Genomic DNA, 14186 nt, shown 5'->3' with positions numbered 1-14186 from the left:
ATTTGTATATATTTCAGCGAAATGAAATAAGATTGGCATCGTTGACTTTATCCGTCATTACCGTTTCCCTCCCACATCGCGCTTTTTTAAAGTGCCTTCCGTGTATGCAATAAATAAAATCTACTGAATACAGCCACCTGAACACGCTACGTCATTTCCAGGACAAGTCTTGTTACTGTTAAATATTAATTACGTTTTTATGGGCCTCTGCACAGGCTGCAGTGTACCTGTAGCCCGACCATGGATAAGGCCAGGCAATGAAACGCCGTACTACACCGGGATGTGATGATGAACAGTAATCTGCTTAACCTGCGCCAGCAGCGCGCGACGCGCACGCTATTTTTTATCGCCGGACTGGGCATGGCCGCCTGGGCGCCGCTTATTCCCTTCGCCAAAGCGCAACTGGCGATCAATGACGGCATGCTGGGGCTGCTGCTGTTCTGTATCGCCGCAGGCTCCATGTCAGTTATGCCCTTTACCGGCGCGCTGATTGCCCGCTTTGGCTGTCGCACGCTGCTGCTGCTGTGCGGTGCGGGACTGGCCCTGGATCTGCCGCTGCTGATGCTGCTGAACGCACCGCTGCCGATGGCGGGCGCGCTGTTGCTCTTCGGCGCTATCAACGGACTGATGGATGTCAGCATGAATTATCAGGCGGTGATCGTGGAGCGCGAGGCCGGGGTCAGCAAGATGTCGGGCTTTCACGGCTTTTACAGTCTTGGCAGCATTGCTGGCGCCGGCGCGGTGAGTCTGCTGCTGTGGCTGCAGGTTGCGCCCCTGCTGGCGCTGCTGCCGCTGTGTGCGTTGATTGTATTGCTGCTGATGATGAGCCATACCGCCCTGTTGCCCCGTCGTCGCACGGATGCAAAACCAACGCGCGGTACGCTGCGCGCCCTGACGCACCGTAACGTGGTGCTGATTGCCCTGCTGTGTTTCCTGCTGTTCCTCACCGAAGGCGCCATGCTCGACTGGTCAGCGGTGTTTATGAACAGTGAACGCGCCATGTCGATGCAGCTGGCCGGTTTCAGCTTCACGCTGTACGCCACGGCTGTCGCTACGCTGCGCCTGTTTGGCGATCGGCTGATTAATCACTATGGCAGTCGCCGCGTGCTCACCTGGGGCGGTCTCGTCGCCAGCGGGGGGCTGGCATTAGCGATTTTCTCCGTCTGGCTGTGGAGCGCCCTGCTCGGCTTTGTGCTGGTGGGTATCGGTCTGGCCAATATCGTGCCGATTTTATTCAACGCGGCGGGTAACCAGCGCACTGTCGCCGCGCATTACGCCATACCGGCTGTCACGCTGTGCGGTTACTCCGGGCTACTGCTGGGCCCGGCGCTGATTGGCTTTAGCGCCCAGCTTACGTCCCTGACCACCACGCTCAGCGCCGGCATCGTGATGTTGCTGCTGGTGACTTTCGCGGCGCGTTTCGCTCTGACAGCGAAGTAGCGCCTCTGCCCTGTCATATTCACAAGGAGTTTCTATGACAACCTCAACGCAACCGGTGTTCAGCCTGCACTACGTCGGGCTCAATCTGAAGAAAGGCGTTAATGCCGCGACCTTCGAAGCCTTTCTCAAGGCGCGCGGCACGCAGATTCCTGCTTATCCGGGCTGGCAATGGTCGCTGTTAAAAGGCCTGCGCGGCGAACGCCAGGAACAATACCTGATGCTGTATCAGGCTCCCAGCCAGGCAGACTATGACCGCTACATCACCCCCACAGGAGCACTCACGGCTGAGGCCATCGCCTTCTGGCAACAACGGCCCGAGGCGTGCGCGCTGCTTGAGGAGTGGAAAAACTTTGCCACCTACGGGGAGCTACCAACGCTCTTCTCCACGTTCTCGCTGCTGGCAGAAAACCGCCACAGCTCACTGCCGCCCGGCCCAAACTTTCAGCCCGATGCCCAACCTGCCGTGGCGCGCGTGGTCGGTTTACATCATCTGGCGCTGCGCGCTGGCGTGACGGCTGCCGACTTTGATCGCTTTATGATTGAGAACGTCGCGCGCATTGATGACTATCCCGGCTGGAAGTTTCACATGCTGAAGGGCACCGGCGGTAATCGAAGTGAGCAGTATGCGGTGATGCTGGTGATCGAGAGCCTCGACTCGCTCAACAGCTTCCATCCGGCGATGGACGTCTCAACCGAAAAATCGCTGACGTTTGTGAAAAACCATCAGGAGAGCGAGCGTATGTATGATGAATGGCGCACCATGGCCTCGTTCTCCGGCGCACCGCAAATGTATACCGACTATCTGACGATTGCCGGCAACGTTGGCTGAGGTTGGCCATGACCGGCGGAGGCCGGTCAGACTGCATCATCACGCCCGCGCAGGGTTGGTGGCGGTTATGGCTGACCCGGCACCTCAACGCCTGGCCAGCCCGCCGTTCGCGTCCGTTGCCGGATTAGCTCACGCGCGCCGCTGCCGGGCTGTTCAGCGCGGCCAGCAGCGTTGCCGAGTCCGCCACTGCGCCGAATATACCGCCCTGCATATGAATCATGCTGAGCGCCGCCTCATGATGCTTCAACTCCGTCGCCGCGCAGCAGTCGCTCAGCACCAGACATTCAAAACCGCGATCGTTGGCTTCGCGCAGTGTGGTATGCACGCAAACGTCGGTGGTGATGCCGCTGATGATTAAGTTGCGGATACCGCGACTGTGCAGAATCAGCTCAAGGTCGGTGGCGTAAAAAGAGCCTTTGCCGGGTTTATCAATAATCACTTCATCCGGTAGCGGCGCCAGCTCGGGAATGATTTCCCAGCCTGGCTCACCGCGCACCAGAATGCGGCCACAGGGCCCTGGTGCACCAATCTCCGCCTGCATCCGCCGCGATCGCCAGCGCTTGTTGGCCGGCAGATCGCTCAGGTCCGGACGATGGCCTTCACGGGTATGGATGATCGGGAAGCCGGATTCGCGCATGCGCGCTAACACCTGCTGCAGCGGTTTGATGGGGGCACGCGTCAGGGAGATATCGTAACCCATAGTGTCAACATAGCCGCCCTTGCCGCAGAAGTCGGTTTGCATATCAATCACCAGCAGCGCGGTGTTTTGCACCGTGCAGTTGCCGTCAAACGGCCACGGATAGGGGGTTGAATCAACGATATAATCAGGCATTGCTTTTCTCCATTACCGCCGTGCTGCTTTCCGGTTTCCATTTCACGATCAGCGTATAGCTCAGTGCCGCGGTGACCAGCCCGATAACCGCTTCACCAAACTGCGGGAATTCGAGGTGGGCCATCACCGCACACAGGCTGCCGATGGCCCAGGCGGCGAACGCGCTGCCGCGCAGGCGCCGGGTTTGACGCTGTTCGCTGATTTTTGCCATAAAGATCAAATCAACAATCATCACTGCGCCAAACGGCGGCACCACCATGCCGAGCAGGCTGAGCCATTCGAGGAACCAGGACCACACGCCGGCCAGCGCCAGCACGCCACCGATGGCCCCGAGGATCAGCGTCCACAGGCGCATTTTGCTGCTGAACAGATGGCTGAAACCGACCGCGCCGTTATACAGGCAGTGCGTGCACACCGAACCGAGGTTGATAAACACAAACAGAAAGGCGATGACGGAGAGCAGCATGCCGTGCCCCATCAGCAGCGGCAGGAAGTTACCGCCGTTGCTGAGCGGGTCGACCGCCGCGCCGACGGCGACAATCACCACGCCAAACAGATAGGAAATCACATTCGCCAGCGGGAACGCGGAAAACGCGGCGATCACCGCTGATTTGCCGTCCTTCGACCAGCGGGTGAAATCCGCCGTCATGGTGCCGGAATCCGCAAAGCCGGCAATCACCATGGTGACCGCCGTGCCCATGCTCATGGCACCAGCGGCTGCCGGACTGCCCTGCCACTGGGTCAGCGTGGTGAAATCATGATCCTTGCTCACCAGCCACAGCGCAACCAGCCCCAGCACCACAAACAGCGGAGCGGCAATCATTCCCAGCACCGACAGCGCCCGCACCCCAAGAAAGGTGACGCCAGTATACAGCACCATGGCAAACGCGGTGACCGCCAGCGCATTCCAGCCAAAAGTCTGGTTGATCACCGTCCCGGTCAGGCCGGTCTGGAAGGCGTACCAGCCTATCACCACGGTAGAAAGAAAGCCGGACACCAGAATATAGCCTTTGGTGCCGAAGGTCCGCTTCGCCTGCAGCGCGAAGTTCATACCGGTATGCCCGGCGAACCAGCTAAGTGCGCCGACATAGGCAAACAGCACCAGGTTACCCAGCAAAATCGCCAGCAGTGCCGGCCAGAAGCCAAGATGCCAGGTGATAATGCCGCCGAACAGCGCATTGGTGAGGATCATCGGAAAGCCAAACCACACCGCCGACACCGAACCCGTCGAGTGGCGATGACTAAGCGGCACCGGCTCATGCTCGAACTCCTGCTCCAGCGCAGGGGAAGATTTGTTACTCATGGAGAACTCCAATAGCAGCAGGATAGTGTTGATTCCATGGTTGGATGCGCTCAAAAGCGGCACTGGCCGCCAGCACCAGGCCATCGTCCAGATGACGACCCACAATTTGCATACCGATCGGCAGACCACTGGCCGTGAAGCCGGCAGGCACCGAGGCGGCAGGCTGACCGGTAAAATTGAACGGGAAGCAGAACGACAGCCAGTGATCGTTGCGCACCATGCGGCCATCAATGACTTCCGGGCCCTGCATGTGCAGCGCAAATGGCGGCGCCGCCAGCGTCGGTGACAGCAGCAGGTCGTAGCGCTGCATAAAGCGCCACAGCTGGTTGCAGAGCTTTTTGCGCGTGGTGTTGGCGTCAGTGAAATGCTCTGCACGCCAGTCGCGCTGCAGCATGGCGCTCAGGTGCGGTGACATCGCTGTTCCCAGTTGGTTCTGCATCTGGCGCATGCCGCTCAGATCGCTTTCGAACGCCACCAGCGCAGCAAAGCTGGCGCTTTCGTCAGCGATGCCGGGATCCACCTCCTCCAGCTCTGCGCCCAGCGCTGCAGCGAAACGACGCGCGGCCGCGGTGACCACGGCGCGCACTTCCGCATCGACGGCGATATAGCCAAAGTCGGCGCTGAAAGCGATGCGCAACCCCTGCAGTGGCCGATCCAGACTGGCCAGCCAGTCAACATCGCTGCATGGGATGGAGTGCCGATCGCGCATGTCCGGACCGGCCATCACCGACATCATCAGCGCGCTGTCGCGCACGCTACGCGTCATCGGACCGATATGTTCAAGCGATTCCCAGCTGGAAACGCCAGGATAACGCTCATCGCGGCAGCCCGGCCACAGCGGTACCCGCCCCATCGAGGCCTTGAGTCCATAGACACCGCAGTGGGCCGCCGGGATACGTACCGATCCTCCGCCATCACTGCCGAGCGCAATCGGACACAGCCGCGCCGCCAGCGCCGCGCCGGATCCCGCGCTCGATCCGCCCGGCGTTTTGCTCACATCCCAGGGATTACGCGGTGAGGGAAACAGGGGATTATGGCCGACACCGCTGTAGCCAAATTCCGGCGCGGTGGTCTTGCCCAGCAGGATGGCATCCGCCGCCAGCAGGCGCTCAACGGTGATGTCATCTTCTTCGGGAATAAAATCGGCGTAGGCGGCCGATCCTGACGTGGTTCGCACACCGGCGGTACAGATCAAATCTTTTACCGCCAGCGGCACACCCGCCAGTGCGCCCAGCGGCTCGCCGCGCGCACGACGGCGGTCGATCTGCTCTGCCTGTGCCAGCGCCCGCTCCGGCGTCAGCGTACAAAACGCCTGTATCAGCGGCTCCCGCTGTTCCAGGCGATCCAGCGTCGCCTGGGTTAACTCGCGCGCGGAAACCTCGCCGTCGCGCACCCGCGCCGCCAGCTGGGTGGCATCTTCATCCAGCAGTGCATCAAACATGATCGTTCTCCCGGGTTAATTGGCTACCGGGAGGAGTGCAGTTTGCGTGCCAGAATAGCGTGAAGTGCGCGGCCGTTATGCGCCGGGCCAGATAGGATACGGTCTGGGATACAAGATGGAATACTTATGGATGCGGCATCCATACCGATGCAGGCAATGCGCACAAACTGTGCGCACCGCTGCATCATCGCGTTGCCATTTTAGGGTGCAGCCGGCGGAGGCGACGTTGCTGCCGTGGCGTGCTTCAGAAGGGTTAGCTTTGCGCGCTGACTAACCGCACGGCGAAGCCAAAAAACAGCATGCCGGTCAGCATGTTCGCCAGCTTGACCAGGCGGGTGCGGCTGCGCAGATAGCGCACCATCACCGCGCCAGCCACCAGCAACAGGGAATAGTAGCTGAAACTGATCACCTGAATCAGCGCCCCCAGGGTGGCAAACGCCGGCGCGGTATGGGTTACGCGCGGATCGATAAACTGAATGAAGAACGAAACGTAAAACAGAATCGCCTTGGGATTGGTTACGCCAAGCAGCAGCGCACGCAGGAAATAGTTTTCCTGTTTTACCGCTTCAGCCGGTTGATCGCCGCTGCGTTTGCGCAGCGCGCCGATGATAATCTTCACGCCGAGATACAGCAGGAACATGGCACCAAGATAACGCACCACCATAAAAATATGCGGACTGGTACGGATCAGCGTCGCGACGCCCGCCCAGGCGAGAAAAATCAAAATCAAATCGCCCGCCATCACCCCGGCTATCGCCTGACAGGCCGGCTTTGCCCCACGACTCATCCCGGTGCGCAGCACATACAGACTGTTGGGTCCGGGTAATAGAATGATCACCAGCGCGCCCGCCAGGAAAGTCCAGAGATTGATGATGCCTAAATCGTGAAACATTACGATGCTACCCCATGCCGTTAAGCAGGTAAAAAAGAGTGAAAGTGGAACCCGGCGCGCTGCTCAACTGCCGCGGCGCGGCGCATAGTAGCAGTTGTGCGGTGGATTTGTCGCTTCACGCCACGGTTCAGGTGGTTGAAACGGTGTTACGTAACATATACAGCGCGTGACAGGCACCAGTGACGTTGTCACAGTGATGATTCAGAGGTTTCGCAACTGCTGCATCACCGCATCCAGAAATACCCGTAATACCGCAGGCTGGCGTTCGCGCGACATATACAGGCCATAAATGCCTAAGGTGCGCGGTTGAAAGCCGGGCAGCACGCAACGTAACTGACCGCTGGCCAGCGCAGCCTGCGCCTCCATTGCCGGCACCATGGCAACACCACAGCCGGCGATAGCGGCATCACATAACACGGATGAAATACCGGCGCTGAAATTGCCGCTCACCACCACGGAAACCGCCTCGCCTTGCGCATCGTGAAACTGCCAGCGCTGCCCGGCGAAGCGGCTGTAGTGCAGGCAATTATGTTGTGCCAGATCCGCTGGCGTCTGAGGCTCGCCCTGCTGCGTTAAATAGGCCGGCGCAGCGCAGACTACCGAGGCACATTCACCCAGCCTGCGGGCAATCGCGCCGGGCTCCGGATCGTCGGTAATGCGAATGGCCACATCGATGCGCTCACCCACCAGGCTGACCGGCTGATTATTGATCTCCAGCTCAATACGCACCGCCGGGTAACGCGCCAGAAACGCCGGAATCATCGGTCCAAGAATGTGGGTGGCGGTTGAATGTGCACAGGCCACGCGCAACGTGCCCTGCGGTTTGCCCTCATCGCCCTGCTGTTCAATCTCGTCGGCCAGCCGGGCCAGCGCGCGTGTCTTATGCAAAATCTGCTCACCCGCCGGGGTAATGGTCAGCCGCCGTGAAGAACGGTGCAGCAGGCGTGCGCCTGCCCACTTCTCCATTTCATCAAGATAGCGACTGACCATCGGGCGCGAAATATCCAGCGCGCGCGCCGCCGCGCTCAGGCTTCCCAGCTCACAAATCCGGTTAAACACCCGCGCTGCCGTCACTCTGTCCATGCAGGCTCCATCTGATCGTTTTATGCAACTGATCATATCTGATTGCGGGAATTCTGCCAGCTGGCGATTGGCTTACAATAGCGTCTTTCAGTGACGGCACGTTGCCGTAAAAAGGAAGATGCCATGAAGATGAAATCACTCGCGCTGCTGGTCACCTTAGCCGCCGCGCCGGCTTTTGCCGCCCCGTTGCAGTTAGACGTGTATAACCCACAGGAACAGGGAATTTTTCCGGTCTCGTCGACGCTGGTCTCCGGTCCGCATGAAGCGATTCTGTTTGATGCGCAGTTCAGCCCCAAAGATGGCGAGAAGCTGGTGGAACTGATTAAAGCGCGCGGCAAGCAGCTGACCCACATCGTGATCACCTCGGGCGATCCGGATTTCTACTTCGGTCTTGAGCCGCTGGTGCAGGCGTTTCCGCAGGCCAAAATTGTCGCCTCGCCGCTGGTAGTGGAACATATCGAAGCGACCAAAGATGCCAAGCTGCAGTACTGGGGACCGCAGATGAACGGCGCTGCGCCACACCAGCTGTATGTACCGCAGATTACCCACCAGACGCGGTTTAGCGTCGATGGTGAGCGCATCGAGCTGCGCCACGCGGCAGAAAAATCAGCCTACGTGTGGATTCCCTCCAGTAAGGCAATACTCGGTGGCACAGTGGTGGACTCAGGCATTCACGTCTGGACCGCGGACACGCAGACCGCAGCCAGCCGCGCAGAGTGGCGTCAGGTATTGCGAGAAATGCAGCAGTTGAAGCCGCAGGTGGTGATCCCCGGCCACTATCTGGGTGCGCGTCCGGCGGGCGATAAAGCGGTCACCTTTACGCTGGATTATCTGCAAAGTTTTGAGCGGGCGCTGCAACAGCACAAAGGCTCCGCGGCGGTGATTGAGGCAATGAAACAGGCGTGGCCAACCTTAGCGGATGTCAGCTCGCTGGAGCTGAGCGCGAAGGTGAATACCGGTGAGATGAAGTGGAAGTGACGCGAGGATAAATAAACGGGCCAGACGCCGCCGCGCCTGGCCTGAAGCTTACTGCAGATGGGTTTTCAGCTCTTCCGCCGCCTGGCGAATCGCAGTGCGGACTGCCGGCACCTTGCTCAGCGGATTGAGCAGGCCGTAGTCATGAATCAGGCCGTTATAGCGCGTCACGGTGACATCCACACCGGCAGCATCCAGTTTGCGACCAAAGGCTTCACCCTCATCACGCAGCACATCCAGTTCTGCCGTCTGAATCAGCGTTGGCGGTAAGCCCTGCAGCTGCTCTTTTGTGGCGCGCAGCGGCGAAGCGAGAATATTGTCGCGCTCGCTCTGTTTGGTGGTGTAGGCGTCCCAGAACCATTTCATCATGTTACGCGACAGGAAATATCCGTTGGCAAACTGGTGATACGAAGCGGTATCAAAGCGCGCATCGGTTACCGGCCACAGCATGATGTCATAACGAATCGCTGGCGTTTGCTGCTGTTTAGCCTGCAGCGCGACCGCCGCCACCATATTGCCGCCGACGCTGTTACCAACCAGCGCCAGGCGCTTGCCATCGACACCAATTTCACTACCGTGTTCCGCCACCCAGCGTGTCGCCGCATAAGCCTGATTGATGGCCAGCGGATAATGCGCTTCGGGTGACGGCGTATAGTTCACAAACACAGCCGCAGCGCCAGATTCCACCACCAGATCGCGTACCAGACGTTCGTGGGTCGGGAAATCACCGAGGATCCAGCCGCCGCCGTGGAAGAACATAAATACCGGCAGCGTACCCTGTGCACCCTGCGGTTTTACGATATTCAGCTTAATGGGCTGGCCGTTTACCTGAATGGTTTTTTCAGTGACGTCGGCCGGCGGCAGCGTTACGCCCTTCTGCGCATCAATCAGCACCTGACGCGCTGCCTGCGGTGACAGTTGCTCAATCGGTTTGCCGCCGCTGCTGTTCAGCGCCTGTAAAAACTGCTGCACGTGACGTTCAGGTTGTGGTGCGTCAGCAAAGCTATTTACCGACGCAGTAGCCATCGCCATGGCAAGCAGAGAGTGTTGTAATTTCATGGTGTTACTCCTTTAATATTTTTTGCGATTATATCGCGCGCTACTTAAATGATAATGACTTGATGGTCGTGTTCTGAACTGAGACTGAATTTATATAGTGCGCTATTTAATAGCAAGATATTTTTTAGCGAAGATTTACATCACTACTCTATTACACTGATTTTAATAAGGATATTTTTTCAAATTTTTGCCTGCAGGCGGGTGCGCTTTCCGGCCAGCCACATCGGCAACCTGCAGATTCATCTTGTCTGCGTCCCCGCCAGCAGCCACACTGGCGAGCACGCCGCGATTTTTCACACATTGAGGTAACGGGTAATGCCGCAGAGTAAAGCTACCCTGACTGGTCTGCTGGCCATTCTGCTGTGGAGCACGATTGTAGGATTAATAAAAAGCGTTAGTGAAAGTTTTGGTCCGGTAACCGGTGCCGCGCTGATTTATAGCGCCAGCGCCCTGTTGTTGCTGCTCACCGTGGGTTTTCCTGACCTGCGCCAGTTTCCCCGACGCTATTTGCTGCTCGGCAGCCTGCTGTTTGTCTGCTATGAGCTCTGCCTGTCGCTGTCGCTGGGTTTTACTCATAGCGGCCATCAGGCGATTGAAGTCGGCATGGTTAATTACCTGTGGCCGGCGATGACCATCGTTTTAACGGTGATGGTTAACCGGCAAAAGACCAGCCCGTTGATTATTCCCGGCCTCCTGCTGGCCGTCGCCGGTATTTGTCGGGTACTGAGCGGCGATCGGGGATTTTCACTGGGCGAAATGATCGACAACGTGATGGATAATCCGCTCAGTTATGGTCTGGCATTGGGCGGTGCGACGATTTGGGCGGTTTATTGTGTGGTGACAAAAAATAGCGCTAAAGGCAGTAACGGCATCACGCTGTTTTTTATCTTAACTGCGCTGACGCTGTGGCTGAAATCGCTGCTATCACCGCAGCCGCCCGTGGTGTTTTCACTGCAGGCGTGCATCAGCCTGGCGCTGGCAGCGATGGCGATGGGGCTTGGCTATGCGGCGTGGAACGTCGGCATTCTGCACGGCAATGTCACGCTGTTAGCCGCAGCATCCTACTTTATCCCTATCATTTCATCGCTGATAGCCGCTTTTATCCTTAACTCCAGCCTGACCCTCTCCTTCTGGCAAGGCACGGCGATGGTTTGCCTCGGTTCGCTGCTCTGCTGGTGGTCAACGCGCGGGACTGCAACGCATAAGCTGGAAAGCAACACGCTGGAATAAGCGGCTGGATGGCGCAGCCGGACGAGAATACAGACAGTGGTGCAGACTCAGCGCGGCGGCGGGAACATTTTGCGATACAGCGACGGCGTCATGCCGGTTACTTTGACAAACGCGCGGCGCATCACATCGGCACTGTGATAGCCGCAGGCCGCCGGGATCGCTTTGAGCGGCAGCTCACCGGCATCCAGCAAAGCCCGCGCGTGGCTGATGCGTGTCTGCTCCAGCCATGCGCCAGGCTGGATCTGCATTTCCTGCTGAAACAGACGCGCTAAATGCCGCGTACTGAGGTGCATGTGCGCCGCCAGGTCTTCCAGCCCGCGAATCTGTGCCAGATGCGCGATTGCCCAGCGCTGCATCTCCTGAAAGGCGCTGCGTCCGGCCAGGGACACCTGCTGTTTACGCACAAAATGTCCCTGTGTCACCGGGCGCTGGAAGAACATCACCAGGCTGGCGGCCACCTCCTGCGCCAGCTCGCGCCCGAGATCCTCTTCCACCAGCCGCAGCGCCAGATCCAATCCGGACGTCACGCCCGCCGCCGTGCGTAATGCACCATCCGCCACATACAGCGCATCGGCTTCGACCTGCGCATCGGGTAGCAGTAATGCCAGCCGTTCCGCACATGCCCAGTGAGTAGTGACTTTCCTTCCGTTCAGCAAACCCGTTTGCGCCAGCAGCAGCGCCCCCGTACACACCGAGCCGTAACGCTGGCTGCGCTGACAGAGCGCGATAATCTGCTGGCGATCACTGGCGGAGAGCTGCATCTGGCTGGCGTCAGGTGCTCCGGCGACCAGAAAGGTATCGGCGCGATGCTGTGTCGCCGCAGTTAGCGCAACGTCGGCTTCCAGCCGGACACCAGACGAGCAGCGGATGCTGGTGTGCTGCAGCGACATCACGCTGAGCTGATACACCTGACGATGTAGCAGCCGATTTGCCTCGGCAAACACATCCAGCGGCCCGGAAATATCCAGCAGCTGGGCGCCGGGAACGGCCAAAAGGGTAATGTGATGGTGAGTCATTGTCTGGCTGTCCGCTTAAATCGCAATGTCAGAAATCATCGTTAAACAGAGATTCATGACATTGTCGCGCGGCTTTATGCTGAACGCAACTTCACTAAGCGGAGACATCACCATGAGTTTTACGATTAACGGCATTCGTATTCCGGACAGCAAAATGGCGCGCGATGCTACCGCGCTGGTACGTGACATCGAATCGGATCTGTTATTTCATCACTCCAGCCGCGTTTTTTACTGGGGCGCTTTGGCAGGTCAGCGACTGGGCGTCAAAGTGGATGCCGAGCTGCTTTACGTTGGCTGCATGTTCCATGATGTGGGCCTGACGCAACAGCATTGCAGTTGCGATAAGCGCTTTGAAGTCGATGGCGCCAATGCGGCGCGCGATTTCCTGCAACATTACGGGGTTGCCCAGGCGGACATTGATAAAGTGTGGACGGCGATTGCCCTGCACACGACGCCCGGCATTCCGCGATTTATGGCCGGGGAAATCGCCCTGGTGACGGCCGGCGTTGAGATGGATGTGCTGGGTATTGACTATGATCACTTCAGCGATGAGCAACGTGAAGCCGTGGTGCAGCAGCATCCCCGTCCGGCACAGTTTAAAGAAGAAATTATCCAGGCATTTTATGAAGGCATTCAACACAAACCGGCGACGACTTTCGGCAACGTGAAAGCTGACGTCATCGCTGATAAGCAACCGGCATTTCGCCCGATGAATTTTTGCCGGGTTATCCGCCAGTCGCGCTGGGCGGGTTAACATGGACAGCGGAGATAGCTCATCGCGAACGGGAGAAATGGCGACGGAAGCGTGCGCTGTGAATCCCGGCAACAAAATTAACTCATCGAACATTGTCAGCAGGGGCGAATTTTCGTTGCTACTATAGTGACGCAACACACAGCTCAAGCGTTGCGACGAGAATTTTTCCTGTAGTTTTTTGTTATGCCCGCTCTGCGGGCATTTTTTTATGCCAGAAATGGACTGCCGTCCCCTGCCGCTGCCGTGCTGCCTGATGTCCGCTGGACGTTTTGCCGGTAGCGGATGTTAATGAAAGCGACCAATTCATAACAATTTGCCCACCACGCATGTATATCTTCGTTACAAATAGGGTGAGAAAATGACCTTGTTTCATATGGTACAACACTGTTTCACCATGTAAAATCGAAACGACTATCCAGTAAGACTGCTTACGGCATGCATCGATCCCTGAGAGATCGGGCTGCCGCATGGCCAGAGGATTGAATACAGAAAAACAATTAGTTGAGGTTATTTATTATTCCCCTGGGAAAGAAAGGGGGTGGGCAAAAGCAAGTAGTGCAAAGCGCCATGTCTTTGTACTCAGGAATCATTTGAATGAAATCAAAAGAGCAACCAATCAAAACATCCAGAAGGTCATTTCTGCAGAAAACCCTTTCTGTCATCCCCTTCACCGCGATTGCAGGCACCACAGCAGTGAGCGCGATGGCTTCTGCAGCTCCGGCTAAAGAAAAAAGTGAGACCTATCACTACGTTCCGGTATTTTTTAATAATGACGAATGGAGATTTATTTTATCCGCAACGGACCTGCTGATTCCTGAAGACGAATTCGGCCCCGGTGCGGTGAGTGAAGGCGTGCCCGTTTACATCGATAAGCAAATGGAATTGCCTTATGGCTATGGTTACCTGTGGTATATGAGCCCGCCATTTCAGGAATCGATTCCTGAGATGGGATACCAGACTAATCTGGTGCCACGGGAAATTTACCGCCGGGGAATTATCAACCTGAACAAATACTGCCGTGAAAAGTTCCAGAATAACTTCGCAGATTTAAGCAAAGAAAAACAGGAAGCGATTTTACACGATCTGGAGTCGGGAAAAATCGTGCTTGATACTATTTCCGGCAAGTTATTTTTCTCTCAGTTACTACAGAACACTAAAGAAGGTTATTTAGCCGATCCGGTGCATGGCGGTAATCAAACCATGGCATCCTGGAAATTAATTGGTTTCCCGGGCGCGCGCGCGGACTTTATTCAGGTTATGGAGAACCCCGACAAACCTTATCCTTTAGGCCCTGTGAGTATTTCTGGCAAGTATGGTGCAAAAAAATGACCA

13 protein-coding genes are annotated in these 14186 nt (G+C 57.5%); 6 read left to right on the top strand and 7 right to left on the bottom strand.

All coding sequences use genetic code 11. The features are described 5' to 3' along the window. Positions 1–285 precede the first annotated feature (285 nt). Both QMM04_RS15860 and QMM04_RS15855 read left to right on the top strand, forming a co-directional pair. The gene (locus QMM04_RS15860) at positions 286–1440 is read left to right on the top strand and encodes an MFS transporter (RefSeq protein WP_282996513.1); all 1155 of its coding nucleotides are present in this window, start codon (positions 286–288) and stop codon (positions 1438–1440) included. 34 nt (positions 1441–1474) lie between these two features. Continuing rightward, complete coding sequence (locus QMM04_RS15855) at positions 1475–2269, top strand: hypothetical protein (RefSeq protein ID WP_282996512.1); 795 nt, start codon at positions 1475–1477, stop codon at positions 2267–2269. Between the two features lie 124 nt (positions 2270–2393). On the opposite strand, the gene QMM04_RS15850 is transcribed toward QMM04_RS15855, so the two are convergent. The 5 genes from QMM04_RS15850 to QMM04_RS15830 all read right to left on the bottom strand — a co-directional run bounded on the left by QMM04_RS15850 (position 2394) and on the right by QMM04_RS15830 (position 7820). Further along, complete coding sequence (locus QMM04_RS15850; protein ID WP_021509020.1) at positions 2394–3101, bottom strand: isochorismatase family cysteine hydrolase; 708 nt, start codon at positions 3099–3101, stop codon at positions 2394–2396. Next, positions 3094–4404 (bottom strand): cytosine permease, encoded by a 1311-nt coding sequence (locus tag QMM04_RS15845; RefSeq protein WP_021509019.1) that lies wholly within the window; start codon positions 4402–4404, stop codon positions 3094–3096. Before QMM04_RS15845 ends, QMM04_RS15850 begins: the two co-directional genes overlap by 8 nt. Beyond that, entirely contained in the window at positions 4397–5845 is a 1449-nt protein-coding gene (locus QMM04_RS15840; protein ID WP_282996511.1) for an amidase, read from the bottom strand. The genes QMM04_RS15845 and QMM04_RS15840 overlap by 8 nt, the downstream gene beginning before the upstream one ends. A gap of 253 nt (positions 5846–6098) precedes the next feature. Next, the gene (leuE, locus tag QMM04_RS15835) at positions 6099–6737 is read right to left on the bottom strand and encodes a leucine efflux protein LeuE (RefSeq protein ID WP_058770263.1); all 639 of its coding nucleotides are present in this window, start codon (positions 6735–6737) and stop codon (positions 6099–6101) included. Between the two features lie 201 nt (positions 6738–6938). After that, entirely contained in the window at positions 6939–7820 is an 882-nt protein-coding gene (locus QMM04_RS15830) for a LysR family transcriptional regulator (RefSeq protein ID WP_132463120.1), read from the bottom strand. Between the two features lie 123 nt (positions 7821–7943). Between QMM04_RS15830 and QMM04_RS15825 the strand changes: the two genes are divergently transcribed. Next, positions 7944–8798 carry a Vmh family MBL fold metallo-hydrolase gene (locus QMM04_RS15825; RefSeq protein WP_282996510.1) on the top strand — a complete coding sequence of 285 codons (855 nt, stop codon included), beginning with the start codon at positions 7944–7946 and terminating at the stop codon, positions 8796–8798. A gap of 48 nt (positions 8799–8846) precedes the next feature. On the opposite strand, the gene QMM04_RS15820 is transcribed toward QMM04_RS15825, so the two are convergent. Then, the gene (locus QMM04_RS15820; protein ID WP_282996509.1) at positions 8847–9854 is read right to left on the bottom strand and encodes an alpha/beta hydrolase; all 1008 of its coding nucleotides are present in this window, start codon (positions 9852–9854) and stop codon (positions 8847–8849) included. 315 nt (positions 9855–10169) lie between these two features. Between QMM04_RS15820 and yddG the strand changes: the two genes are divergently transcribed. Continuing rightward, on the top strand, positions 10170–11084 hold the full coding sequence (gene yddG / locus QMM04_RS15815; protein WP_282996508.1) for an aromatic amino acid DMT transporter YddG: 915 nt from the start codon (positions 10170–10172) through the stop codon (positions 11082–11084). Between the two features lie 47 nt (positions 11085–11131). Here the strand turns inward: yddG and QMM04_RS15810 are convergent, their stop codons facing one another. Then, positions 11132–12100: an AraC family transcriptional regulator gene (locus tag QMM04_RS15810; protein ID WP_282996507.1), complete on the bottom strand. Its 969-nt coding sequence runs from the start codon at positions 12098–12100 to the stop codon at positions 11132–11134. 112 nt (positions 12101–12212) lie between these two features. On the opposite strand from QMM04_RS15810, the gene QMM04_RS15805 reads away from it, so the two are divergent. Continuing rightward, complete coding sequence (locus QMM04_RS15805) at positions 12213–12854, top strand: HD domain-containing protein (protein ID WP_282996506.1); 642 nt, start codon at positions 12213–12215, stop codon at positions 12852–12854. A 594-nt stretch (positions 12855–13448) separates the two neighbouring features. Continuing rightward, the gene (locus QMM04_RS15800; RefSeq protein ID WP_264444038.1) at positions 13449–14183 is read left to right on the top strand and encodes a gluconate 2-dehydrogenase subunit 3 family protein; all 735 of its coding nucleotides are present in this window, start codon (positions 13449–13451) and stop codon (positions 14181–14183) included. Positions 14184–14186 lie beyond the last annotated feature (3 nt).

The organism is Pantoea sp. Pa-EAmG (genome assembly GCF_030024295.1).
Lineage (GTDB): Bacteria > Pseudomonadota > Gammaproteobacteria > Enterobacterales > Enterobacteriaceae > Pantoea > Pantoea dispersa.
This window is presented reverse-complemented; position numbering and strand designations above follow the sequence as displayed.

Bases quoted from the DNA above. Each gene is read 5' to 3' on its own strand.
- QMM04_RS15810 (WP_282996507.1), bottom strand. From the start codon at position 12,100: ATGACTCACCATCACATTACCCTTTTGGCCGTTCCCGGCGCCCAGCTG.
- QMM04_RS15860 (WP_282996513.1), top strand. From the start codon at position 286: ATGATGAACAGTAATCTGCTTAACCTGCGCCAGCAGCGCGCGACGCGC.
- yddG (WP_282996508.1), top strand. From the start codon at position 10,170: ATGCCGCAGAGTAAAGCTACCCTGACTGGTCTGCTGGCCATTCTGCTG.
- QMM04_RS15820 (WP_282996509.1), bottom strand. From the start codon at position 9,854: ATGAAATTACAACACTCTCTGCTTGCCATGGCGATGGCTACTGCGTCG.
- QMM04_RS15825 (WP_282996510.1), top strand. From the start codon at position 7,944: ATGAAGATGAAATCACTCGCGCTGCTGGTCACCTTAGCCGCCGCGCCG.
- QMM04_RS15845 (WP_021509019.1), bottom strand. From the start codon at position 4,404: ATGAGTAACAAATCTTCCCCTGCGCTGGAGCAGGAGTTCGAGCATGAG.
- QMM04_RS15830 (WP_132463120.1), bottom strand. From the start codon at position 7,820: ATGGACAGAGTGACGGCAGCGCGGGTGTTTAACCGGATTTGTGAGCTG.
- QMM04_RS15800 (WP_264444038.1), top strand. From the start codon at position 13,449: ATGAAATCAAAAGAGCAACCAATCAAAACATCCAGAAGGTCATTTCTG.
- QMM04_RS15840 (WP_282996511.1), bottom strand. From the start codon at position 5,845: ATGTTTGATGCACTGCTGGATGAAGATGCCACCCAGCTGGCGGCGCGG.
- QMM04_RS15855 (WP_282996512.1), top strand. From the start codon at position 1,475: ATGACAACCTCAACGCAACCGGTGTTCAGCCTGCACTACGTCGGGCTC.
- QMM04_RS15805 (WP_282996506.1), top strand. From the start codon at position 12,213: ATGAGTTTTACGATTAACGGCATTCGTATTCCGGACAGCAAAATGGCG.
- QMM04_RS15850 (WP_021509020.1), bottom strand. From the start codon at position 3,101: ATGCCTGATTATATCGTTGATTCAACCCCCTATCCGTGGCCGTTTGAC.
- leuE (WP_058770263.1), bottom strand. From the start codon at position 6,737: ATGTTTCACGATTTAGGCATCATCAATCTCTGGACTTTCCTGGCGGGC.